Annotated in this window: 21 protein-coding genes; 12 read left to right on the top strand and 9 right to left on the bottom strand. The window is 70.6% G+C overall.

The features are described 5' to 3' along the window. Window positions 1-10: 10 nt before the first annotated feature. Entirely contained in the window at window positions 11-1,426 is a 1,416-nt protein-coding gene (locus DW297_RS17230) for a cytochrome ubiquinol oxidase subunit I (RefSeq protein ID WP_136034689.1), read from the bottom strand. Next, window positions 1,413-2,090 (bottom strand): ArsR family transcriptional regulator, encoded by a 678-nt coding sequence (locus tag DW297_RS17225; RefSeq protein ID WP_136034687.1) that lies wholly within the window; start codon window positions 2,088-2,090, stop codon window positions 1,413-1,415. The genes DW297_RS17230 and DW297_RS17225 overlap by 14 nt, the downstream gene beginning before the upstream one ends. A gap of 100 nt (window positions 2,091-2,190) precedes the next feature. Here DW297_RS17225 and radA point away from each other — a divergent pair, with 100 nt between their 5' ends. Then, window positions 2,191-3,558 carry a DNA repair protein RadA gene (radA, locus tag DW297_RS17220; RefSeq protein ID WP_136034686.1) on the top strand — a complete coding sequence of 456 codons (1,368 nt, stop codon included), beginning with the start codon at window positions 2,191-2,193 and terminating at the stop codon, window positions 3,556-3,558. Window positions 3,559-3,573: 15 nt separating this feature from the next. Here the strand turns inward: radA and DW297_RS17215 are convergent, their stop codons facing one another. The 4 genes from DW297_RS17215 to DW297_RS17200 form a co-directional block, all read right to left on the bottom strand. Beyond that, window positions 3,574-3,984: a dehydrogenase gene (locus tag DW297_RS17215; RefSeq protein WP_136034683.1), complete on the bottom strand. Its 411-nt coding sequence runs from the start codon at window positions 3,982-3,984 to the stop codon at window positions 3,574-3,576. 353 nt (window positions 3,985-4,337) lie between these two features. After that, entirely contained in the window at window positions 4,338-4,982 is a 645-nt protein-coding gene (locus tag DW297_RS17210) for a hypothetical protein (protein WP_136034681.1), read from the bottom strand. Window positions 4,983-5,042: 60 nt separating this feature from the next. Next, window positions 5,043-5,543 carry an amino-acid N-acetyltransferase gene (locus DW297_RS17205; RefSeq protein ID WP_136034679.1) on the bottom strand — a complete coding sequence of 167 codons (501 nt, stop codon included), beginning with the start codon at window positions 5,541-5,543 and terminating at the stop codon, window positions 5,043-5,045. Window positions 5,544-5,648: 105 nt separating this feature from the next. Next, window positions 5,649-8,180 carry an ATP-dependent Clp protease ATP-binding subunit gene (locus DW297_RS17200; RefSeq protein ID WP_136034677.1) on the bottom strand — a complete coding sequence of 844 codons (2,532 nt, stop codon included), beginning with the start codon at window positions 8,178-8,180 and terminating at the stop codon, window positions 5,649-5,651. 176 nt (window positions 8,181-8,356) lie between these two features. Between DW297_RS17200 and DW297_RS17195 the strand changes: the two genes are divergently transcribed. From DW297_RS17195 to DW297_RS17175, 5 genes are all read left to right on the top strand, one after another. Beyond that, window positions 8,357-8,980: a hypothetical protein gene (locus DW297_RS17195; protein ID WP_136034674.1), complete on the top strand. Its 624-nt coding sequence runs from the start codon at window positions 8,357-8,359 to the stop codon at window positions 8,978-8,980. Then, window positions 8,980-9,732: a hypothetical protein gene (locus DW297_RS17190; RefSeq protein ID WP_136034672.1), complete on the top strand. Its 753-nt coding sequence runs from the start codon at window positions 8,980-8,982 to the stop codon at window positions 9,730-9,732. Before DW297_RS17195 ends, DW297_RS17190 begins: the two co-directional genes overlap by 1 nt. Beyond that, window positions 9,729-9,965, top strand: a complete 237-nt coding sequence (locus DW297_RS17185) for a helix-turn-helix domain-containing protein (protein ID WP_136034669.1) — start codon at window positions 9,729-9,731, stop codon at window positions 9,963-9,965. The genes DW297_RS17190 and DW297_RS17185 overlap by 4 nt, the downstream gene beginning before the upstream one ends. Before the next feature lie 72 nt (window positions 9,966-10,037). Beyond that, the gene (locus DW297_RS17180) at window positions 10,038-10,379 is read left to right on the top strand and encodes a hypothetical protein (RefSeq protein WP_136034667.1); all 342 of its coding nucleotides are present in this window, start codon (window positions 10,038-10,040) and stop codon (window positions 10,377-10,379) included. 144 nt (window positions 10,380-10,523) lie between these two features. Then, window positions 10,524-11,954: a dicarboxylate/amino acid:cation symporter gene (locus DW297_RS17175; RefSeq protein ID WP_205812751.1), complete on the top strand. Its 1,431-nt coding sequence runs from the start codon at window positions 10,524-10,526 to the stop codon at window positions 11,952-11,954. Between the two features lie 73 nt (window positions 11,955-12,027). On the opposite strand, the gene DW297_RS17170 is transcribed toward DW297_RS17175, so the two are convergent. Continuing rightward, window positions 12,028-13,758 carry a cation:proton antiporter gene (locus tag DW297_RS17170; RefSeq protein WP_136034665.1) on the bottom strand — a complete coding sequence of 577 codons (1,731 nt, stop codon included), beginning with the start codon at window positions 13,756-13,758 and terminating at the stop codon, window positions 12,028-12,030. A gap of 30 nt (window positions 13,759-13,788) precedes the next feature. After that, on the bottom strand, window positions 13,789-14,103 hold the full coding sequence (locus DW297_RS17165) for a MerR family transcriptional regulator (protein WP_136034662.1): 315 nt from the start codon (window positions 14,101-14,103) through the stop codon (window positions 13,789-13,791). A 124-nt stretch (window positions 14,104-14,227) separates the two neighbouring features. Here DW297_RS17165 and DW297_RS17160 point away from each other — a divergent pair, with 124 nt between their 5' ends. The 5 genes from DW297_RS17160 (at window position 14,228) to DW297_RS17140 (ending at window position 17,624) form a co-directional block, all read left to right on the top strand. After that, on the top strand, window positions 14,228-14,650 hold the full coding sequence (locus tag DW297_RS17160; protein WP_136034660.1) for an Hsp20/alpha crystallin family protein: 423 nt from the start codon (window positions 14,228-14,230) through the stop codon (window positions 14,648-14,650). A 72-nt stretch (window positions 14,651-14,722) separates the two neighbouring features. Then, window positions 14,723-14,947, top strand: coding sequence for a DUF2795 domain-containing protein (locus DW297_RS17155; RefSeq protein ID WP_136034658.1), 225 nt, complete (start codon window positions 14,723-14,725; stop codon window positions 14,945-14,947). An 82-nt stretch (window positions 14,948-15,029) separates the two neighbouring features. Next, window positions 15,030-16,067 (top strand): LLM class flavin-dependent oxidoreductase, encoded by a 1,038-nt coding sequence (locus DW297_RS17150; RefSeq protein ID WP_136034656.1) that lies wholly within the window; start codon window positions 15,030-15,032, stop codon window positions 16,065-16,067. A 360-nt stretch (window positions 16,068-16,427) separates the two neighbouring features. After that, complete coding sequence (locus DW297_RS17145) at window positions 16,428-17,300, top strand: endonuclease domain-containing protein (RefSeq protein ID WP_136034654.1); 873 nt, start codon at window positions 16,428-16,430, stop codon at window positions 17,298-17,300. Window positions 17,301-17,417: 117 nt separating this feature from the next. Beyond that, a complete protein-coding gene (locus DW297_RS17140) occupies window positions 17,418-17,624 on the top strand; it encodes a methyltransferase (protein ID WP_136034652.1) in 207 nt (68 codons plus the stop codon). A 224-nt stretch (window positions 17,625-17,848) separates the two neighbouring features. On the opposite strand, the gene pheA is transcribed toward DW297_RS17140, so the two are convergent. After that, window positions 17,849-18,799, bottom strand: coding sequence for a prephenate dehydratase (gene pheA / locus DW297_RS17135; protein WP_136034649.1), 951 nt, complete (start codon window positions 18,797-18,799; stop codon window positions 17,849-17,851). Window positions 18,800-18,876: 77 nt separating this feature from the next. On the opposite strand from pheA, the gene pgm reads away from it, so the two are divergent. Next, a complete protein-coding gene (gene pgm, locus DW297_RS17130) occupies window positions 18,877-20,520 on the top strand; it encodes a phosphoglucomutase (alpha-D-glucose-1,6-bisphosphate-dependent) (RefSeq protein ID WP_136034647.1) in 1,644 nt (547 codons plus the stop codon). Window positions 20,521-20,593 lie beyond the last annotated feature (73 nt).

The following is a 20,593-nucleotide window of genomic DNA, read 5'->3' as shown; positions in this document are numbered from 1 at the left end:
CTCCTTCCTCTCAGTACACGACCGACGGCAGCTGAGCCGTCTCCTCATGGGGCTGTTCATCGGTGTCCGGCCCCTTCTGGGCGGCCTTCACGATCAACCGCACCTCGACCACCGCGAGGGCGGCGTAGATCGCGGTGAAGGCGATCAGCGAGATGAGCACCTCGACGCCGCTGACACCGGGCGAGACGCCGTCTCGCGTGGACATCAGCCCGAACACGATCCACGGCTGCCGACCCATCTCGGTGAACACCCAGCCCATGATGTTGGCGGCGAGCGCGAGCGGGAACGACCAGATCGCGACCTTCCACATCCACGGGGCGACCGGCTTCTTGGCGTTCTTGCGGGTGACCCAGAGGCCGGCGACCGCGACGAGGGCGGCGGCCATGCCGAGGCCGATCATCCAGCGGAACGACCAGTACGTGACCCACAGGATCGGGGCGAAGTCGGTGAGGCCCGTGGCGGCGTAGGTCTGGGCGTACTCGGCGTTGAGGTCGTTGATGCCGTGCACGCACGCGTCGAGCGTGTGCGTCGACAGCAGCGACAGCAGGTATGGGACGCGGATGGAGAACAGCTCGGAGCTGCCGTCCGGCGTGCCGAGCGTGAACAGGCTGAAGGAGGCGTCCGGTCCGCACACGGTGTTGAACGTCGCCTCGGCGGCGGCCATCTTCATGGGTTGCGCGGCGTACATCGCCAGGCCCAGCTGGTCGCCGGTGAGCACCACGCCCGCGGTGGAAAAGATCATGGCCCACAGCCCGAACTTGAGGGAGACGCGCATGGTGTCGAAGTGCTGGCCCCGCGCCAGGTGCCAGGCCGAGACCGAGATGACGACACCGGCGGCGAACATGAGCGCGCCGAAGATGGTGTGCGGGAAGGCGGCGAGCGCCACGGGGTTGGTCAGCAGCGCCCAGAAGTCGGTGAGCTCGGCACGGTTGGTCGCCTCGTTGAACGTGTAGCCGACGGGGTTCTGCATGAACGCGTTCGCCGCGATGATGAAGTACGCCGACAGGATGCTGCCGATCGAGACGCACCAGATGGTCGCGAGGTGCAGCTTCTGCGGCAGCTTGTCCCAGCCGAAGATCCACAGGCCGATGAAGGTCGCCTCGAAGAAGAAGGCGAGGAGACCCTCGAAGGCCAGCGGGGCTCCGAACACGTCGCCGACGAAGCGGGAGTAGTCCGACCAGTTCATGCCGAACTGGAACTCCTGCACGATGCCGGTGACCACGCCCATGGCGAAGTTGATCAGGAAGATCTTGCCGAAGAAGCGGGTGAGGTGGAGGTACTGCACCTTGCCGGTGCGCACCCACGCCGTCTGGAAGATCGCGGCCACCAGGGCCATGCCGATCGTCAGCGGCACGAAGAGGTAGTGGTAGACGGTCGTCAGCCCGAACTGCCATCGGGACAGGACGAGCGGATCAAGCCATTCCATGCGCGACTCCTCTTCTGTCGGACTGCTGCGTCGTGGTGTCGCGCAGCTGCACCGTGCACTCCGATGGGCTCTGAGCGTCGCGCACGCACGCGGCGACGAGCGGTCCCCCGGCCTCGGTCAGCACGCTCTGCATGAGGCCCAGGTGCACCTGGCACAGGAGCGGGCGGTCTTCGGGACGGCCGGCGGCGTGCGGGCACGGGCTCAGGTCGACCGTCAGCACCCGGTCGTCGACGACCGGTTCGAAGCCGCTCTCCTCCAGGTGCTCGACCAGGGCGTCGAGCTGGTGCACGGCGTCACGGCCGAGGGCGCTCGGGGCCGCGGAGGGCACCACGCTGCGCAGCAGGTCGCCGCGACGGGCGGCCGCCTTGGCTTTGTCCCTGGCGACCGGGCTCGACGCGTCGGACGCACCGGTCGCGGCGCGGTAGAGCGTGCGCGGGCGGCCGCGGGTGGTGCGGTGCTCCACCTCGGGGATCACGTAGCCGCCCTCGATGAGGCGCTGCAGATGCTCGCGGACGGTGTTGGCGTGCAGGCCGGTGGCCGCGCACAGTTCGCCGATCGTGAGGTGCCGGGACGCACCGGTCACCCCCGCCTCGAAGAGCAGGTGCAGGATGCGCACCCGGGAGTAGCTCGAGATCGGTCCGCAGACGGACCCGCCGTTGGACATGTCTCCATTATTCTGGCGATCCACACCCCTGTTGGGGCACCGGGCCGTGAATAATCACCCGGGCGATAGGGATGTCTGATCCCGCCGATAGCCTGGGGGCATGGCCACCCGGAAACCCGCTCCCCCTGCGTACGTGTGCACGGAGTGCGGGTGGACGACGGCGAAATGGGTCGGCCGCTGCGGCGAGTGCCAGCAGTGGGGAACCGTGCAGGAGCAGGCCGCCCAGACCGGCATCCTCCGACGCGTGAACGCCCTCGCACCCACCGCCGATCGCGCCGCCCGACCGATCACGCAGATCACGACACAGGACGCACCCCGGCGCACGAGCGGGGTCGGCGAGTTCGACCGCGTGCTGGGCGGCGGCATCGTGCCCGGCGCCGCCATCCTGCTCAGCGGCGAGCCGGGCGTCGGCAAGTCCACGCTGCTGCTCGAGGTCGCCGCGCAGGCGGCACGTGCCGGGCGGCGGGTGCTGTACGCGAGCGCCGAGGAGTCCCCCGCTCAGGTGCGGCTGCGCGCCGAGCGCACCGGCGCGCTGCACGACGAGCTGTACCTGGCGAGCGAGACCGACCTCGCCACGATCCTCGGCCACATCGACGAGGTGCAGCCGCAGCTCGTGATCGTCGACTCCGTGCAGACGGTGTCGTCGTCACTGACCGACGGCGCGGCAGGACAGCCCAGCCAGGTGCGCGAGGTCGCCGCGACCCTCATCCGCGTCGCCAAGGAGCGGGACCTGCCGATCATCATCGTCGGTCACGTCACGAAAGACGGGCAGGTCGCCGGCCCCCGCGTGCTGGAGCACCTGGTCGACGTGGTGTGCCACTTCGAGGGCGACCGGCAGACGTCGCTGCGCTTCATCCGCGCGCTCAAGAACCGCTTCGGGCCGACCGACGAGGTGGGGTGCTTCGAGATGACCGGCGACGGCATCGCCGAGGTGCCGGACCCGTCCGGTCTCTTCCTGTCTCAGGGGGCGTCCGAGCCCGGCACGTGCGTCGCGATCTCGCTGGAGGGCCGCCGCGCGCTGCCGGTGGAGGTGCAGGCGCTCACGGTGCCCAGCAACGCCCCGAACCCCCGGCGCATCGTGCACGGCCTCGACGCGTCGCGCGTCGCGATGGTGCTGGCCATCCTGGAGCGCCGGGCCGGAGTGCCCACCGGCAGCCTCGACGTGTACGTCTCCACGGTGGGCGGCGTGCGGTTCACCGAGCCCGCGGCCGACCTCGCGATCGCGATCGCGGTGGCGGGGTCGATCCAGATGATCTCGGTGCCGCGCACGGTCGCCGCGGTGGGCGAGCTCAGCCTGGCGGGTGAGGTGCGGCCGGTCACGCAGGCCGCGCAGCGCCGGACGGAGGCGGCGCGGCTGGGCTACGAGCAGGTGGTCGACGACCGGTCGAAGACGCTGCGCGCCGCCCTGGGCGACATCCGCTCGCGGAACGCGGCCCGGCGTCCCGACCGCGACATCCCGCCGTTCTGAGCCGCGGCGCAGCGATCACGCGTCGAGCGCCTTGAGCAGCTCGACCGGATCCGCCTGCATGGGATGGGGACCGGCGATGTCGAGGAACACGGTCGTGATGGGGTGGGCGGAGAGGAACCGCCGCAGCCAGGCCGCGTCGTAGATGCCCACACCGGGCGGCAGGTTGGCCGGCTTGTTCTTCGCGTCGCTGAAGAGCAGCAGCGCCAGGTCGCCCGTGTTCGGGTCGCGGTACGTCCACACCTCGCCGCCGTCGAGCGGGTTGTCGCGCGCACCGGGCTTGATGAGCGGGACGACGGTCGTGCCGTGCCGCAGGGCCAGGGCGACCGCGGCCACGTCCTGCTTCTCCAGGGCCACCGCCAGCGCCTCGGACCGGAAGTCCTCGGGTGCGGGCTTCTTCTTGCCGGACTTCGCCTTCTTCGCAGCCATGTCTCCAGCTTAGGCATCGACACGACGAGCGCGGCTCCACGGCGACCTCCGGCCGGCGCGGGAAAAAGATTGGGGCCCTCTCGAGTCCTCCATTGGGGACTGGGGTACTCGAGAGGGCCCTCGGACTCTCGAGCGGCGGTGTCGAAGCGCTGGGGACGCTGTAGTTCGACGCCACTGGGGATGGCTTATGCCGCATAGGCGGAGAGTCATGTCTATGGTATCCCAAAGAACGACTCGTGTCAGCACAAGAGGCCCTCCGACGCGAAGGTCGCCGCAATTCGGATCGGTTGCCGCAGCAGACGAAGCAATCCGAAGCCGCACGGCCGGATCACCCGCGAAGCCGTAGCGTGCGATCAGTAGAGCAGGAACTGCGCCGTCGTGGCGCTGGGGAAGCCGCCGATCGACACGGCCACATGGTACGACGCGCCGCCGCCGGGCGCCCGCTGCCGGTTCTCCTGCGCGCACGTCTCCACGCTCGACCGGGTGCGGTCCCACACCACGGGCTCCTTGCTCACCACGGTCGATCCGGCGGTGAGCGTCGCGATCATGCTGCTCGGGTTCTCCTGGCAGTCCGTCGACCGCCACCACACGTCCGCGCCGCTCGACACCGTGAACACCTGGGTGCTCGACCCCACGTCGATCGTGCAGTCCGTGGTGCCCTTGTTCGTCAGCGAGATCGACAGGCGCGGGGTGACGCCCGCCGCGTAGGTGTCGGCGTCGGTGACAGCCGTGACCTCGATGTCCTTCGCCTGGCAGGCCACGACAGCGGGCGTCTCGGAGGCGCTCGGAGTGGGCGCCGGGCTCGCGGAACCCGTGGGCGGCGGCGTGGTCTCGGTCGTCGAGGAGGACGTCGGCGCCGGGGTCGCATCGGTCGCGGCGGCCCAGGGGCGCGCGACCAGCAGCCACACCGACACCCCGATCACCGCGAGGACCAGGATCAGCCCGAGCAGCACCACCAGACGCCGACGACGGTAGACGGCGGCGGAACGACGGGGCATGGTTCCAGGTTAAGCGATCGACCCCCGCGATCCTGGGAGGCGTCGTGCGCCCGTCGGACCTCAGAGCACCTTGAGCATGCGGGTGTTGCCGAGCGTGTTCGGCTTGACGTGCGCCAGGTCGAGGAACTCCTCGACACCCGCGTCTCCACTGCGCAGCAGCTGCGAGTACACGTCGGGATCGACGACCTGCTCGCCGATGGGGGTGAAGCCGCGGCGGCCGAAGAAATCCACCTCGAACGTGAGGCAGAACAGGCGCGTCAGTCCGAGTGCGCGCGCGTTCTCCTCCAGGCGCTCCACGATCGCACGACCGATGCCGTGGTGCAGCCAGTCGTCGCGCACGAGCAGGGTGCGCACCTCGCCGAGGTCCTCCCAGATCACGTGCAGGGCGCCGCAGCCGATCAGCTCGCCGTCGGCCTCTGCCACCACGAACTCCTGCACCGCGCCGTACAGCACCGCCAGGTCTTTGCCGAGCAGGATGCGCTGCTCCACGAGCGGCTGGAGCAGGTTGCGGATGCTGACGATATCGGCGCTGCGGGCGGGCCGGACGATGTAGTCGCTCACCCGACCAGCCTAGAACCGCACCCTCCGTGCGCCTCCCAGACACGAGGAAGGGGCGGATGCCGCAGCATCCGCCCCTTCACGTCCGGGCTCACGACCCGGGTGGGATCAGTCGTTGCCGGTGATCGCCAGGTCGGGCGTGCCGGCGATGGCGCCGCCGCCGGTGTTGACACCGACCGCGACCTTCTCGCCGCGCGGACCGTGCTCGAACAGGAACTCCCCGTCCTTCGCGTCGACCTTCACGTGGTCGCCCGAGTCGAGCTCGCCGTGCAGGATCTTCTCCGACAGACGGTCCTCGATCTCGTGCTGCATCGCGCGACGCAGCGGCCGGGCGCCCAGGGCCGGGTCGAAGCCGATCTCGATCAGACGCTCCTTGGCGGCCTGCGACAGCTCGATCGTCATGTCGCGGTCGAGCAGACGCTCGCCGAGGCGCTTCGTGAACAGGTCCACGATCTGCACCAGCTCGTCCTTGCTCAGCTGCGGGAAGACGATGATGTCGTCGACACGGTTGAGGAACTCGGGCTTGAAGTGCCGCTTGAGCTCCTCGTTGACCTTGCCCTTCATCCGCTCGTAGCTGGTGGCGTTGTTGCCCTCGATCTGGAAGCCCACGGGGCCGCCGGCGATGTCGCGTGCACCGAGGTTGGTGGTCATGATGATGACCGTGTTCTTGAAGTCCACGATCCGACCCTGACCGTCGGTGAGGCGACCCTCTTCAAGGATCTGCAGCAGCGAGTTGAAGATGTCGGGGTGGGCCTTCTCGATCTCGTCGAACAGCACCACGCTGAACGGCTTGCGCCGCACCTTCTCGGTGAGCTGACCGCCCTCTTCGAAGCCGACGAACCCGGGAGGGGCACCGAACAGCCGCGAGACGGTGTGCTTCTCGCCGAACTCGCTCATGTCGAGCGAGATGAGCGCGGCCTCGTCGTCGAACAGGAACTCCGCGAGCGCCTTGGCAAGCTCCGTCTTTCCGACGCCCGTAGGGCCGGCGAAGATGAACGAACCGGAGGGGCGCTTCGGGTCCTTGAGGCCCGCACGCTGGCGACGGATGGTCTTGGAGAGGGCCGCGATGGCCTCCTCCTGACCGATGACGCGCTGGTGCAGCGCCTTCTCCATGAAGACGAGTCGGCTGGACTCCTCCTCGGTCAGCTTGAACACGGGGATGCCCGTGGCCTGCGCGAGCACCTCGGCGATCAGGCCCTCGTCGACGACCGCCTGGGTCGCGACGTCGCCCGCACGCCACTGCTTCTCGAGGCGCAGCCGCTCGGCGAGCAGGCTCTTCTCCTCGTCGCGCAGCGACGCGGCCTTCTCGAAGTCCTGCTCCTCGGAGGCGAGCTCCTTCTGCTCGCGCACGGCGGCGATCTTCTCGTCGAACTCCCGCAGCTCGGGCGGGCTCGACAGGATCGACAGACGCAGGCGCGCGCCGGCCTCGTCGATCAGGTCGATCGCCTTGTCGGGGAGGAACCGGTCGGAGACGTAGCGGTCGGCGAGGTTCGCCGCGGCCACGATCGCGCCGTCGGTGATCTGCACCTTGTGGTGCGCCTCGTAGCGGTCGCGCAGCCCCTTGAGGATGTTGATCGCGTGCGGCAGCGTCGGCTCGTTCACCTGCACCGGCTGGAAGCGGCGCTCGAGAGCGGCGTCCTTCTCGAAGTGCTTGCGGTACTCGTCGAGCGTGGTCGCGCCGATCGTCTGGAGTTCACCGCGGGCGAGCAGCGGCTTGAGGATGCTCGCCGCGTCGATCGCGCCCTCGGCGGCACCCGCACCCACGAGGGTGTGGATCTCGTCGATGAAGACGATGATGTCGCCGCGCGTGCGGATCTCCTTGGTGACCTTCTTCAGGCGCTCCTCGAAGTCGCCGCGGTAGCGGGAACCGGCGATGAGAGAGCCGAGGTCGAGCGAGTAGAGCTGCTTGTCCTTCAGCGTCTCCGGCACATCGCCCTTGACGATCGCCTGCGCCAGGCCCTCGACGACGGCGGTCTTGCCGACGCCGGGCTCACCGATCAGGACGGGGTTGTTCTTGGAGCGGCGGGAGAGGATCTGCATGACCCGCTCCGCCTCCTTCTCGCGCCCGATCACCGGGTCGAGCTTGTTGTCGCGCGCGGCCTGGGTGAGGTTGCGACCGAACTGGTCGAGCACCGCGGAGCCACCCTGGGCGCCGGCGGGCGAGTCGTTGGTCTGCGCGCCGACCGACGCGGGCTCGCGCCCCGGAGCGCCGGACAGCAGCTGGATGACCTGCTGGCGCACCTTGTTGAGGTCGGCGCCGAGCTTGACCAGCACCTGGGCGGCCACGCCCTCGCCCTCACGGATGAGGCCGAGGAGGATGTGCTCGGTGCCGATGTAGTTGTGGCCGAGCTGCAGAGCCTCGCGGAGGCTGAGCTCGAGCACCTTCTTGGCGCGCGGCGTGAACGGGATGTGGCCGGTCGGCTGCTGCTGACCCTGGCCGATGATGTCCTGCACCTGCTCGCGCACGGCGTCGAGGGAGATGCCGAGCGACTCCAGCGCCTTGGCTGCGACGCCCTCGCCCTCGTGGATGAGGCCGAGCAGGATGTGCTCGGTGCCGATGTAGTTGTGGTTGAGCATCTTCGCCTCTTCTTGGGCGAGGACGACCACTCGACGGGCTCGGTCCGTGAATCTCTCGAACATGTTGACTCCTTATTCGCACGGGGCGAAGACGCATGAAGCGCTTGTACATCGAGAGTAACGACCAGGAATGCCGGGTATGCCCGTGTTCGCCGTGGGCATAGCGGGGGCTTGACCCGTTTATCGACAGTCGTTATGTTAACGAAAGTCGATAACCCCCCGATCTCCAGGAGGAGCCCATGCTCGCCACGGATAGACGACCCTCGCTCGCCGACGGCATCGCCCTCGGACTGATCGCGACCGGAGCCGTGAGCGTCGGAATCGGTGCGATCGTCGCCGTCGCCCAGGCCGCCGCCACCCTGTTCTCGCCGTCGCCGACGATCGCGATGCCCGTGCACGACGTCGACCTCACCGCCCTCGACGGCGTGGCCGGGATCGAGGGCGCCACCGTCGACTCCGCACTCGTCACCCTCACCGCGCCGCCCACCGCCGCCCGCTGGCTGCTGCTGCTGGAGACGGCGCTGCCCGCGCTCGCCACGGTCGCCCTGTGCGCGGTGGTCTGGTGGCTGGGAGTGTCCCTCATCCGCTCCCGCCCGTTCCGCGCCTCGCTCGGGTGGATGTTCGCGGTCGCCGCCTGCCTGCTGATGGCCGGCACGCTGCTCGGGCAGTTCGCCGGCGGCATCGGCCGGGCCGAGATCGTGAAAGATCTGGCCGCGACCGAACCCGGCGTCGAAGACGTGCTGTGGACGCTGCTCGTGCAGTTCGACCTGGCACCCGTGGGGTGGGCGTTCGCCCTGGCCCTCGTGGCGGGCGTGTTCGCCGTCGGCCGCCGCCTGCAGCGCGACACGGAGGGGCTGGTCTGATGATCACGTTCGGCTCGGAGGCCGTCTGGCCCTCGCTGCTCAACATCGCGATCGCCCTCGCCGTCGGCGCCGCCGTCGTCGCCCTCGTCGTCTGGAACAGCCGCCGGCGCGGCAGCCGCACGGTCACCCTCGATGCGGCGCTCACGCTGTCGGGATGGTGGGTGATCCTGTCGGCACTCGGCGCGGTCGCGGTCGTCGTCAAGGCGTTCGCGGTCGACTGGGCGGAGCTGCACGGGCGGACCGTCGTCTTCCTCGACTGGCCCGCCGCCCTCCCCTGCTCCGAGTTCGGCGACGGTGCGCACACCGCCCTCACCTGCGGCGGCACGGAACTGACGGACTTCACCGTGGGCAACGCCTCGCTCGGGCTCCGCCTCCTCGCCGCGGCGGCACAGCTCAGCAGCCTGGCGCTCGCCACGGTGCCCGCCGTGGTCCTCGCCCTCATCTGCTTCCACACGCTGCGCGGGCGGGCGTTCTCCCTGGTCGTGACCCGCGCCCTCGTCGGCGGTGCTGTCGCGCTCGTGGTGCTCGGCGTGGCCTCCGACCTGCTGAACGGGATCGCCGCCACGGCGGGCCTGCGGGAAGCCCTTCCCACCGACAGTCCGTGGTACCCCGCGGCGTATCAGCTCACCGTGACGCCGCTGCCCTTCGCCGCCGCGCTCGGCCTGCTCGCCCTCGCCGCCGTGATCCGGCAGGGCATGCGCGTCGAGCAGCAGCGCGCCGCCCTGGAGAAGGAGACGGAGGGGCTGGTGTGAGCCCGGCCGAGAGCGACGAGGAGTTCACCGGCATCCACTGCCGCCTGGACGAGCTGCTCGCCGAGCGCGGCATGACCCTCACCGAGCTGAGCGCCGCGGTCGGCGTGAGCATCGTCAACCTCTCCGTGCTCAAGAACGACCGCGCCCGCGCGATCCGTTACTCCACGCTGCGGGCGATCTGCGAGGCGCTGGAGTGCGACGTGGGCGACCTGCTCGTGCTCGCGGCCCGCTGACGCGGAGCATGGATGCGCCCCCGCACGCAAGCCCCTTCTATGAATCTGCTGTGGCGCACTAGCGTCGTCCGCATGAAGAAGCCAGCACCCGCGGCCCGCCCGGCCGCCCGCCTCGCTGCCCTCGTGCCCGCCGTCGCGCTCGCCCTGTCCCTCGCCGCGTGCGGCGGACCGGCCCGCCCGTCGTCCGACGAGGTGGCCGAGGGGATCCAGAAGGTGTTCGCCGGCACGAGCCAGGAGCAGGCGATGACCGACGAGGCCGCCAGCTGCCTCGCCGACGCCCTGGTCGACTCCGAGCTGAGCGACGAGACGCTCACCTACATCGCCAACGGCGAAGACAAGCAGAAGGACGAAGCCGACAAGGCGCTCACGACGCAGATCATCACCGACAACCTGAACGAGTGCGTCGCGCCCTGACCCCCCCGAACCCGGAGCATGACGGCTGCGGAGGGGCGGCCGTCATGCTTCGTCATATCCGCCCAGGGAATTCCCAGCCAGCTCTAGCGTTGAGCCTCATGGCGCGCATCCCGGCGCGCCGCGATCTCTGGAGTCCCCACCTCGATGAGCACCACCGCACGCGCCCAGAAGGCGCCAGACACCCGCGGGCCGGTCCGGAAGCTGCTGACCTCGTTCGGCTTCCAGATCATCGCCGCCCTCGTCCTCGGCATCGCCGCCGGCCTGATCGGCCGTCAGCTCGGCGCCACGGCCGAGAACCCCACCGGTCTGTCCGCCACGCTCGACACGATCGGCAGCTCCTACGTCACGCTGCTGCGCGCGGCGGTCGTCCCGCTGATCTTCACCGCGATCGTCGCGAGCATCTCCAACCTGCGCCGCGTGCAGAACGCGGCACGCCTGGCCGGTCAGACCATCCTGTGGTTCGCGATCACCGCGTTCATCGCCGTCATCATCGGCATCGGGCTCGGCCTCGTGATCCAGCCGGGCAACCGCGCCGGCGAGGGCCTCGAGCCCGGCGACCCCTACACGGTCGGCACGTGGTGGAACTTCCTCCTCGGCCTGATCCCCCAGAACTTCCTCGGCCTCACGGTCAGCACCTCCCCCGGCGCGACCGAGGGCGCGTTCACCTCCACGGTGGGCTTCAACATCCTGCAGGTGATCGTCGTCGCCGCGGTCGTCGGCATCGCCGCCCTCAAGGCGGGCAAGAAGGCCGAGCCGTTCCTCGTCTTCACCGAGTCGCTGCTCAAGGTCATCCAGCGCGTGCTGTGGTGGATCATCCGCATCGCCCCGATCGGCACGTTCGGCCTCATCGGCTCCGCCGTCATCAAGTACGGCTGGGAGAAGCTCGCGTCGCTCGGCTGGTTCGCCGCCGCGATCTACATCGGCCTCGCTCTCGTGCTGTTCGTGGTCTACCCGATCCTCGTGCGCACGCACGGCCTGTCGATCAAGCAGTACTTCTCGGGCGTCTGGCCGGCGGTGCAGCTCGCGTTCGTGAGCCGCTCCTCCATCGGAACGCTGCCGCTCACGGAGCGCGTGACCGAGCGCAACCTCGGCGTGCCCCGCTCGTACGCCTCGTTCGCGGTGCCGCTCGGCGCGACAACGAAGATGGACGGCTGCGCCGCGATCTACCCGGCCATCGCCGCGATCTTCGTCGCCCAGTTCTTCGGCATCGAGCTGAACTTCGTGCAGTACCTGCTGATCGTGATCGTCTCGGTCGTGGGCTCCGCCGCCACCGCCGGCACCACGGGCGCGGTCGTCATGCTCACGCTCACGCTGTCGACCCTGGGTCTGCCGCTCGAGGGCGTTGGCCTGCTGCTCGCGATCGACCCGATCCTCGACATGGGCCGCACCGCGGTCAACGTCGCGGGCCAGGCGCTGATCCCGACCATCGTCGCCAAGCGCGAGGGCATCCTCAACGAGGAGCTCTACAATGCGCCGCGCGAGGGCCTGCCGTTCGCCGACGACTCTTCCGACGACGACGCCCCCGAGGCCGACGCCGCCTCGGACACCGCGCCGGAGCCGGCCGGCGCCCGCTGACCCGTCACGCCGGAACGCCCCGTCTCCTCCGGGAGGCGGGGCGTTCTCGTGTGCGGGGCGCGGGGCGACCGCGTCAGACGCGGCCCTGCTGACGCGTGGCGCCGCGCGTGTCCATCGCCAGCTCCTCCGCATCCATCGCGGTCAGCAGCTCCCGCATGACCTCCTCGTCGAGGTTGCCCGCGTCGCGCTCGGCGACCAGGATCTCCCTCCGCACCTGCAACCACCCCTTCGACAGCGCGACCAGGTCGTCGAACGACGGACGGCTCGAGGTGTCCTCCACCCGCTGCGCCTCGTCGGTGTCCTTCTCCACCCTGGTCATGCGCTTCGTGAAGGCGTCGAACACGCTCAGGTCGACCGCACCGTGCTTCTGCTCCCACTCGACGCGCTTCTGCGCCAGGTACTCCTTGCCCGCCTCCCGGCTCTTGGCCTTGACCGCCTCGAGCGCGGCCTCGTCCTCCGCATGCTCGACGTCGCCCCGGATCCCGAGCCGCCGGATGAGCAGCGGCAGCGTCAGCCCCTGCAGCAGCAGCGTGCCCACCGTCACGATGAACGCCACGACGACGATCGCGTGCGAGGCCTCGGTGTCGAGCGTCGCGAGGTCGGCCGCGGCCACCGCGATCGCGAGCGTGACCACGCCGCGCATCCCCGCCCAGGAGATCACGGCGTTGTCCTTCCACGTGAGCTGGAGTCCGGCCATGCGCTCCCGCACGATCTGCGTGCGCAGCTCGTCCGCGCTGTACTGCCGCCAGCGCCGCGACCGCCGCCGCCGCTCGTCGAACTCCCCCGACGCGATCCCCCGGTCCATGCGCGCGAGACGACGGCGGTCCTGGAAGTTCGCCCACGCGCTGGTGGGGTAGATGTACAGGGGCCGCACGAGCAGCACCACCACCAGCACGGCGAGGGACAGCAGCAGGATGCGCCCCACGGACTCGCTGCTCAGGTCGCGGAGCACCCGCGGGAACTGCAGCCCGATGTACGCGAACACGAAGCTCTCCAGCAGCAGGTCGGCCGACAGCCACAGTGGCGCCTCCTGCTGCCTGGTCGTGTAGTCGGTGCGCGGGGCGTTGAACCCCACGTACAGCCCCATCGCCACGACCGCGAGCACACCGGAGCCCAGGAGGTGCTCGGCGATGCCGTACGCCCCGAACGGCGCGAGCAGCCCGAACGTGCCGATCACGACGGGGTCGCTGATGCGCATGCGCAGCTGGTGGAGCACGATCCCGAACACGAGCCCGACCGCGACGCCGACGCCCACGGCGACCAGGAACTGCCAGACCCCGTCCCACACCGTCAGGGTGGCCCCGGCGAGGATCGCCGCGAACACGCGGTACAGCGTGAGCGAGGTGGCGTCGTTGATGAGGCTCTCGCCCGACAGCACCGTCATGATGCGCCGCGGGAGCCCGAGACGGCGGCCGATCGCGGCGGCGGACACGGCATCGGGCGGTGCGACGATCGCCCCGAGCAGCAGCGCACCGGGGAGGGTCAGCGACGGCAGGATCCACCACGCCACGAGGCCGACCGCGAGCGCGGTGAGCAGGACGAGCCAGATGCCGAGCCGTCGGATCTGCGGCAGGCTGCGCTTGAACCCGACGAACGACACATCCAGCGCGGCGGAGTACAGCAGCGGCGGCAGCACCAGTCCGAGCAGCAGGTGCCCGTCGATGGGGAGGTCGGGCACAATCGGCAGGAACGAGGCGGCGAGCGCGACCACCGTCACCAGCAGTGGCGCGGGCCACCCGCGCCAGCGCGCGAACGCGGCCACGGCGACGGCTCCGACGAGGACGTAGAAGATCCCGGCTTCCATGGGGGAAGCGTAGCGTCGTCCGAGGACGGGTCAGCGGGTGGGGCGACGCCGCGCGGGCGTGCGGGCGGTCTCCGCGTCGAGCGCGTCGCGGAGTCCGGCATTCTCGTCCTGCAGGTCGAGCACGCGGGCGATACCGGCGATGTTGAGCCCGTCGCCGCGGAGCTCGGCCGCGCGTCGCAGCCGCTCGATGTCGTCGTCGCTGTAGCGGCGCGTGCCACCGTCGCTGCGGGCGGGGACGAGCAGCCCCTTGCTCTCGAAGAGGCGGATGGTCGCCTCCGGCAGGTCGACGAGCTGGGCAGCCACGGCGATGCCGTAGACGGGTGTGCGCGAGTCGCGTGCGGTCATCCTGACGTGTCCTCGGATCGGGGTTGCGAGATCGGTCATCTCGTTCTATAACAAATCTATACCCCACGTGCAGATAATCTGCACACCACCTCAGCCCATACGGGCCGCACGAAAGGAGAACCTCATGGCACTGACCTTCGATCCCTTCAGCCAGCTCGATCGCTTCGCCGCGAGCGTGCTGGACTCCGTTCGCGCACCCCGGTCGATGCCGGTGGACCTGTACCGCGACGGTGACCGCTACATCCTGCACGCCGACCTCCCCGGCGCCGACCCGGGCTCGATCGACGTCGACCTCGACGGCGGTCAGCTCACCATCCGCGCCCAGCGCACCGCCGACACGCGCGAGGGCGTGCGCTGGCTCGCCCGCGAACGCGGCGCCGGCTCGTTCCTGCGCCAGTTCTCGCTCGGCGACGGCGTCGACCTCGACAGCATCAGCGCCTCCTACGAGAGCGGGGTGCTGTCGGTCGTGATCCCGGTGAGCGAGCGCGCCAAGCCGCGCAAGATCGTCGTGGAGTCCGGCGAGCAGCGCCAGGCCATCGACGCCTGACCCGCGACGGGGCGGCGCACCCGCGCCGCCCCGTCCCCCTCCCCTTTCCTCCTCCCCGCAGAAAGGACGACCATGGCCCTCTCCCCCACCCTCGATCGCTTCCTCGCCGGCATGGAGTACCCGGCGACGCGCGACGACCTGCTGCGCGAGGCCACCCGCGACGGACTCGACGCCGACGACCGTGCCGTGCTGCGCACCCTCCCCGAGCAGAGCTACAGCGCCGCCTGGCACATCCGCTACCGCCTGGCCCGCGCCGCGCTCCGCGAGTCGCTGACCCCCGCCGCCCGGGCCGCCTGAGCCCGCACCCGCGCGGTCGCGTCACGGACGCACCGGTGCGAGGCCGGGAATGCGCGCGCGACGTCTCGGGTTGCATCCGGGGATGAACGACGTCGCCCTCTCCGTCCTCGACCTCGTGCCGGTCCGCTCCGGCCAGACCAGCGCCGAGGCCATCGCCGCCTCCCTCTCGCTCGCCGAGACCGCCGACCGACTCGGCTACCGCCGCTACTGGTTCGCGGAGCATCACAACATGCCCGCGGTGGCCTCGACCACGCCCCCGGTGCTGATCGCCGCGGCGGCCGCGCGCACCCGGCGGCTGCGCCTGGGCTCGGGTGGCGTGATGCTGCCGAACCACGCACCCCTCATCGTCGCCGAGCAGTTCGCGGCGCTCGAGGCCATCGCGCCAGGACGCATCGACCTCGGCCTCGGCCGCGCGCCCGGCAGCGACCCCGTCATCACGCAGCTGCTGCGCGGCAGCGGCACCACCAGCGACGTCGAGCAGTTCCCGCGTCACGTGCAGGACATCGCGGCGCTCTTCTCCGCCGACGGTGCCACGGTGCGCTTCACGTCGGGCGGCGAGTACACCGTGCGGGCCACCCCCGCCGCGACCGGCGTGCCCGAGGTGTGGCTGCTCGGGTCGAGCGACTACTCCGCGCAGCTCGCCGCCTCGCACGGACTGCCCTACGTGTTCGCCAACCACTTCTCCGGCCAGGGGCTGGAGCGGGCGCTCGACCTGTACCGCACGAACTACCGCCCCAGCGAGGAGCACCCGGAGCCGCGCACGTTCCTCACCGTCAACGCGGTCGCCGCCCCCACCGCGGACGAGGCCGAGCAGCGCGCCCTCCCCCAGCTGCGGATGATGGCCCGGCTGCGGCTCAACCAGCCCCTGGTGGCGCTGGAGACCGTGGAGCAGGCACTCGCCGCGGCCTCCGACGCCGCGACCGACCAGGTCGTGCAGGCCGCCCGGTCGCGGTGGTTCGTCGGCACGGGCGAGTCCGTCGCCGCAGAGGTGCGGGCCTTCGCCACGCAGCACGGCGTGGACGAGGTCATGCTCTCGCCCGTCGCCGGAGCGTTCGAGGCCGAGCCCGCCGACACCTCGCCCGGACGCACGCAGACGCTCGAGCTCATCGCGACCGCCTGAACCCGGCGCGAGGGGCTGGCCCCGGCCGACTCCGTTGCCCGGGCCCCGTTGCCCGGGCCCCGTTGCCCGGGTCGAAAACGCCCCTCCCACCCCTCTCCCCGGCACGTTTCCCACCCCGCACCCACCACGCGACCCGACCCGCTCGATGCCGGGTCGAAAACGCTCCTCCCACCCCTCTCCCCGGCACGTTTCCCACTCCGCACGGTAGCCATCCCTCCGTCACCGGCAAGGGCAAGGACGGGTTCTCCCCAGGGCGTGGACAGAGGGAACGAAGGGGCGCCGTGGCGATCTTCCGCTGAGGATCATGGCCGAGTGCGACATCGGATCCCTCTCCCGCCGGAACTCGGAACACGCTTCTCGGTGCGCGACGCCACGCTCGCGGGAATCGGGCGGAAGCGCTACTCGAGTGCCGACCTGCGTCGACCCTTCGCGGGAATCCGTGCGACGTCCGACCCGACGACGTTCGAGGAGCGCGTCGCGTGTTACCTGCCTCGGCTTCGTCCCGGGCAACTGTTCGCCGGACGCACGGCCATGCGGCTCTGGGGGCTCCCGCTACCGTTCCGCTGGCGGCCGAGCGAGCCCCTCGACGTGGCGGTGGCGACCGGATCAACCCCGCCCCGAACCGCCGGGGTTCGCGGGCGACGCATCGCCCCGGGTCGCGCCGTCGAAGAGCGCGTCGACGGAGCAGCGGTCGTCGACCCGATCGCGGCACTCTTCCTGTGTGCCCCGGAACTGGAAGACCGCGCCCTCACAGTCGCCCTGGAAGCGGCGATCGCCACGGCCTCCTGCTATCCGGGGCTGCGACCCGACCGTCCCCCGGCGACCCTGGACTCGATCGAGCGACGGCTGAGCGAGTGGGGCCGTTTCCCCGGCTGTGCGCGCGTGCGGGCCCAGCTTCCCCACACGCGCTCGGGTGCGGAGTCACCCAAGGAGACCGAGACTCGGCTGCTGCTCACCGGTGCGGGGCTACCGGAGCCGATGATCCAGTTCGTCGTGTCGGCCCACGGCCGATTCGTGGCCAGGGTCGACCTCGCGTACCCGCAGTGGCGCGTCGCCATCGAGTACGAGGGAGATGGGCACCGGACGGACCGCGATCAGTGGCGGGTGGACATTCGGCGGCAGCGAGACCTCGAGGATCTCGGGTGGGTCGTCATCCGTGTCACCGAGCTCGATCTCCGCGACGGGGGACGGTCACTCGTCGCCAGGATACGCAACGCGACGAGCACCCGCTGACTCCCGCTCGTGCCAGCGCACCGACGCGAGCTCGGCGGCGTCGACGCCCTCGTGCCCTGGGGCTGGCCCGCGCCTGCCGAGAGGCGTAGCCTCGGCGACAGAGAGAGGGGTTCGACGATGAGCACCAAGACACTCGCACTCTGGGTTGCCTACGGTCCGAACGGCGTGGTGGGCAGCATCCGTCACAACGACGAGGGGTACGTCGTGACCATGGCAGGCGCGGACGCCGCGACCGGCACGTTCCCGAGCTTGGCGTCGGCGAAGGGAGCACTCCATTCGCGGCTGGTGCCGGGGAGCGCGTGGCCCCTGTTCCAGGAGCACTGAGCGGGCGCCGCCTTGCCGCCTCGCCCGTCCGGGTCACTCCGTGCGGGATCGATAACGGGCCTACCCGCGGCGCCAGAGGGACGTTTTCCACCCGACACGCGCCCCGGAGCCGTCCCCGATGCGGGGTCGGAAACGTCGCGAAAGCGCCATCGGAGGCACGAATTCCACCCGGCACCGGCTTCCACCTCGGCACCCGCACGAGCCGCGAAGCCCGGGGACGGGTGTCAGGACTCGGGCTCGCCGGAGAGGATGCCGCGCAGCCAGTCGCGTGCCTCGATGAACACGTCGTCGGAGTAGCGGTCGGGGTACTGCACGATCTGCCGGTCGGCACGCGGGTACGACCCGAGGAACACCACGCGCGGGCTGAAGCGGCGGATGCCGAGCAGGGCGTCGGCCATGCGCTCGTGCTCGATGTGACCGTCGGCGTCGATCACGAAGCGGTAGCGGCCGAGCTCGTCGCCGATCGGGCGAGACTCGATGAGCGAGAGGTTGATGCCGCGGGTGGAGAACTGCTCCAGCATCTCCAGCAGCGAGCCGGGGTGGTCGTGGGGCAGCTCCACGATGAGGGAGGTCTTGTCGGCCCCGGTCGGCTCCGGGGAGCGCGTCGTGCGGGTGACCAGCACGAAGCGCGTGACGGCGGCCGCGTTGTCGCCGATGCCCTCTGCGAGCACGTCCACGTCGTAGTGCTGCACGATGCCGGGGGCCGCGATCGCCGCCTGGGCGGGCAGCGAACCGTCGAGCACGCCGATCGCCGAGGCCACGTTGCTCGCCGCCGGCACGTGTGAGTGCCGCGGCAGGTGCTCGCCGAGCCAGCCGTGGCACTGCGCGTACGCCACGGGGTGCGCCGCGATCACCTCCACCTGGTCGAGCGTGGTGCCGCGCGGGGCGACCAGGACGAAGTTGACCCGCACCAGGTACTCGCCGATGATGCGCAGCCCGGGGAGCGTCGCCAACGCGTCTTGCGTGGTGGAGACGCCGCCCTCGATCGAGTTCTCGATCGCGATCATCGCGGCGTCGCTGCGGCCCTCCAGCACGTCGTCGAGCGCCTCGCCGACGTTGTGCACGGGACGCCACACCTGCCCCCTGGCCTCCGCCACCTGGTCGAGCGCCGCCTCGGTGAAGGTTCCGGCTGGTCCGAGATAGCTGTACGTGCGGCGATCGGTCACGGCGTTCAGCCTATCCCTCGCTCGCGCACCGGCCTCCCGGATGTCAAGCGGATGCGCGCATCCGGATCACGGGGCAGACTGAGAGGATGAGCAGTCGTGCCGGCCTCCCCGCGGAGGAAAGTGACCTGATCGACGTCGACGAGCTGATCGCCGCCTACTACGACCGCGTGCCCGACCCGACGGTCCCGGCCGAACGGGTCGTGTTCGGCACCAGCGGCCACCGCGGCTCCTCGCTGACGAAGAGCTTCAACGAGAACCACATCCTCGCCACGACGCAGGCGATCGTCGACTACCGCGCCGCGCAGGGCATCACCGGGCCGCTGTTCCTCGGCCGCGACACGCACGCCCTGTCGCTGCCCGCCGAGCGCAGCGCGATCGAGGTGCTGCTCGCGAACGGCGTGGACGTGCGCGTCGACGCCCGCGACTCCTGGGTGCCGACGCCCGCCCTGAGCCACGCGATCCTCACGTACAACAGGGGTCGCGCGACCGACGACCCCGGCCGGGCCGACGGCATCGTGGTCACCCCGTCGCACAACCCGCCCCGCGACGGCGGCTTCAAGTACAACCCGCCGCACGGTGGTCCCGCCGACACCGACGCCACGGGCTGGATCGCCGACCGCGCGAACCAGCTCATCGCCGACGGCCTCACCGAGGTGAAGCGCGAGCGGTTCGCCGACGTCGACTGGGACGCGATCACCGGGTACGACTTCCGCGACGCGTACGTGCGCGACCTGCCGTCGATCATCGACCTCGACGCGATCCGCAGCGCGGGCGTGCGCATCGGCGCCGACCCGCTCGGCGGGGCGTCGGTGGAGTACTGGGCGCTGATCGCCGAGATGCACGACCTCGACCTCGACGTGGTGAACCCCGAGGTCGACCCGACCTGGCGTTTCATGACCCTGGACTGGGACGAGAAGATCCGGATGGATCCGTCGTCTCCGTCGGCGATGGCGTCCCTGGTCGCCCGCAAGGGCGACTACGACGTGCTCACCGGGAACGACGCCGATGCCGACCGGCACGGCATCGTGACCCCGGATGCGGGGCTCATGAACCCCAACCACTACCTCGCCGTCGCGATCGACTACCTCTTCTCCCACCGCGAGCAGTGGCCGCGCGACGCCGCAGTCGGCAAGACCCTCGTGTCGTCGATGATCATCGACCGGGTGGCGGAGTCGCTGGGCCGCCGTCTGCTGGAGGTGCCGGTCGGGTTCAAGTGGTTCGTGCCCGGGCTGCTCGACGGCACGGTCGCGTTCGGCGGCGAGGAGTCGGCCGGTGCGTCGTTCCTGCGACGCGACGGCTCCGTGTGGTCGACCGACAAGGACGGCATCCTGCTGTGCCTGCTCGCGGCGGAGATCATCGCGGTCACGGGCAAGACCCCGTCGGAGCGCTACGCCGAGCTGGAGCAGGCGTTCGGCGCCTCGGCGTATCAGCGCGTCGACGCCCCGGCGACGCCGGAGCAGAAGGCCACGCTGGGCAAGCTGGCGCCGGAGTCGGTCACCGCGACCACGCTGGCCGGCGAGGACATCACGGCGAAGCTGTCGCACGCCCCCGGCAACGGTGCGGCGATCGGCGGGCTCAAGGTGCAGACCGAGCACGCGTGGTTCGCCGCCCGCCCGTCGGGCACGGAAGACGTCTACAAGCTCTACGCCGAGAGCCTGCGCGGCCCGGAGCACCTCGCCGAGGTGCAGGAGGAGGCCCGCGCCGTGGTGTCCGCCGCTCTCGGCGACTGACACCCGGGCGACCCCGGCGGGATCGGAACGGCCCCGGACGCGGGTGGGGACGTTCGCGATCCCGCGCAGGGGT

This window comes from Microbacterium sp. PF5, assembly GCF_004794315.1.
Taxonomy (GTDB): Bacteria; Actinomycetota; Actinomycetes; order Actinomycetales; family Microbacteriaceae; genus Microbacterium; species Microbacterium sufflavum.
The sequence above is the reverse complement of the archived record's forward strand: the minus strand, read 5'-3'. Positions and strand labels throughout refer to the sequence as shown.

Bases quoted from the DNA above. Each gene is read 5' to 3' on its own strand.
- DW297_RS17230 (WP_136034689.1), bottom strand. From the start codon at position 1,426: ATGGAATGGCTTGATCCGCTCGTCCTGTCCCGATGGCAGTTCGGGCTG.
- DW297_RS17225 (WP_136034687.1), bottom strand. From the start codon at position 2,090: ATGTCCAACGGCGGGTCCGTCTGCGGACCGATCTCGAGCTACTCCCGG.
- radA (WP_136034686.1), top strand. From the start codon at position 2,191: ATGGCCACCCGGAAACCCGCTCCCCCTGCGTACGTGTGCACGGAGTGC.
- DW297_RS17215 (WP_136034683.1), bottom strand. From the start codon at position 3,984: ATGGCTGCGAAGAAGGCGAAGTCCGGCAAGAAGAAGCCCGCACCCGAG.
- DW297_RS17210 (WP_136034681.1), bottom strand. From the start codon at position 4,982: ATGCCCCGTCGTTCCGCCGCCGTCTACCGTCGTCGGCGTCTGGTGGTG.
- DW297_RS17200 (WP_136034677.1), bottom strand. From the start codon at position 8,180: ATGTTCGAGAGATTCACGGACCGAGCCCGTCGAGTGGTCGTCCTCGCC.
- DW297_RS17195 (WP_136034674.1), top strand. From the start codon at position 8,357: ATGCTCGCCACGGATAGACGACCCTCGCTCGCCGACGGCATCGCCCTC.
- DW297_RS17190 (WP_136034672.1), top strand. From the start codon at position 8,980: ATGATCACGTTCGGCTCGGAGGCCGTCTGGCCCTCGCTGCTCAACATC.
- DW297_RS17180 (WP_136034667.1), top strand. From the start codon at position 10,038: ATGAAGAAGCCAGCACCCGCGGCCCGCCCGGCCGCCCGCCTCGCTGCC.
- DW297_RS17175 (WP_205812751.1), top strand. From the start codon at position 10,524: ATGAGCACCACCGCACGCGCCCAGAAGGCGCCAGACACCCGCGGGCCG.
- DW297_RS17170 (WP_136034665.1), bottom strand. From the start codon at position 13,758: ATGGAAGCCGGGATCTTCTACGTCCTCGTCGGAGCCGTCGCCGTGGCC.
- DW297_RS17165 (WP_136034662.1), bottom strand. From the start codon at position 14,103: ATGACCGCACGCGACTCGCGCACACCCGTCTACGGCATCGCCGTGGCT.
- DW297_RS17160 (WP_136034660.1), top strand. From the start codon at position 14,228: ATGGCACTGACCTTCGATCCCTTCAGCCAGCTCGATCGCTTCGCCGCG.
- DW297_RS17155 (WP_136034658.1), top strand. From the start codon at position 14,723: ATGGCCCTCTCCCCCACCCTCGATCGCTTCCTCGCCGGCATGGAGTAC.
- DW297_RS17150 (WP_136034656.1), top strand. From the start codon at position 15,030: ATGAACGACGTCGCCCTCTCCGTCCTCGACCTCGTGCCGGTCCGCTCC.
- DW297_RS17140 (WP_136034652.1), top strand. From the start codon at position 17,418: ATGAGCACCAAGACACTCGCACTCTGGGTTGCCTACGGTCCGAACGGC.
- pgm (WP_136034647.1), top strand. From the start codon at position 18,877: ATGAGCAGTCGTGCCGGCCTCCCCGCGGAGGAAAGTGACCTGATCGAC.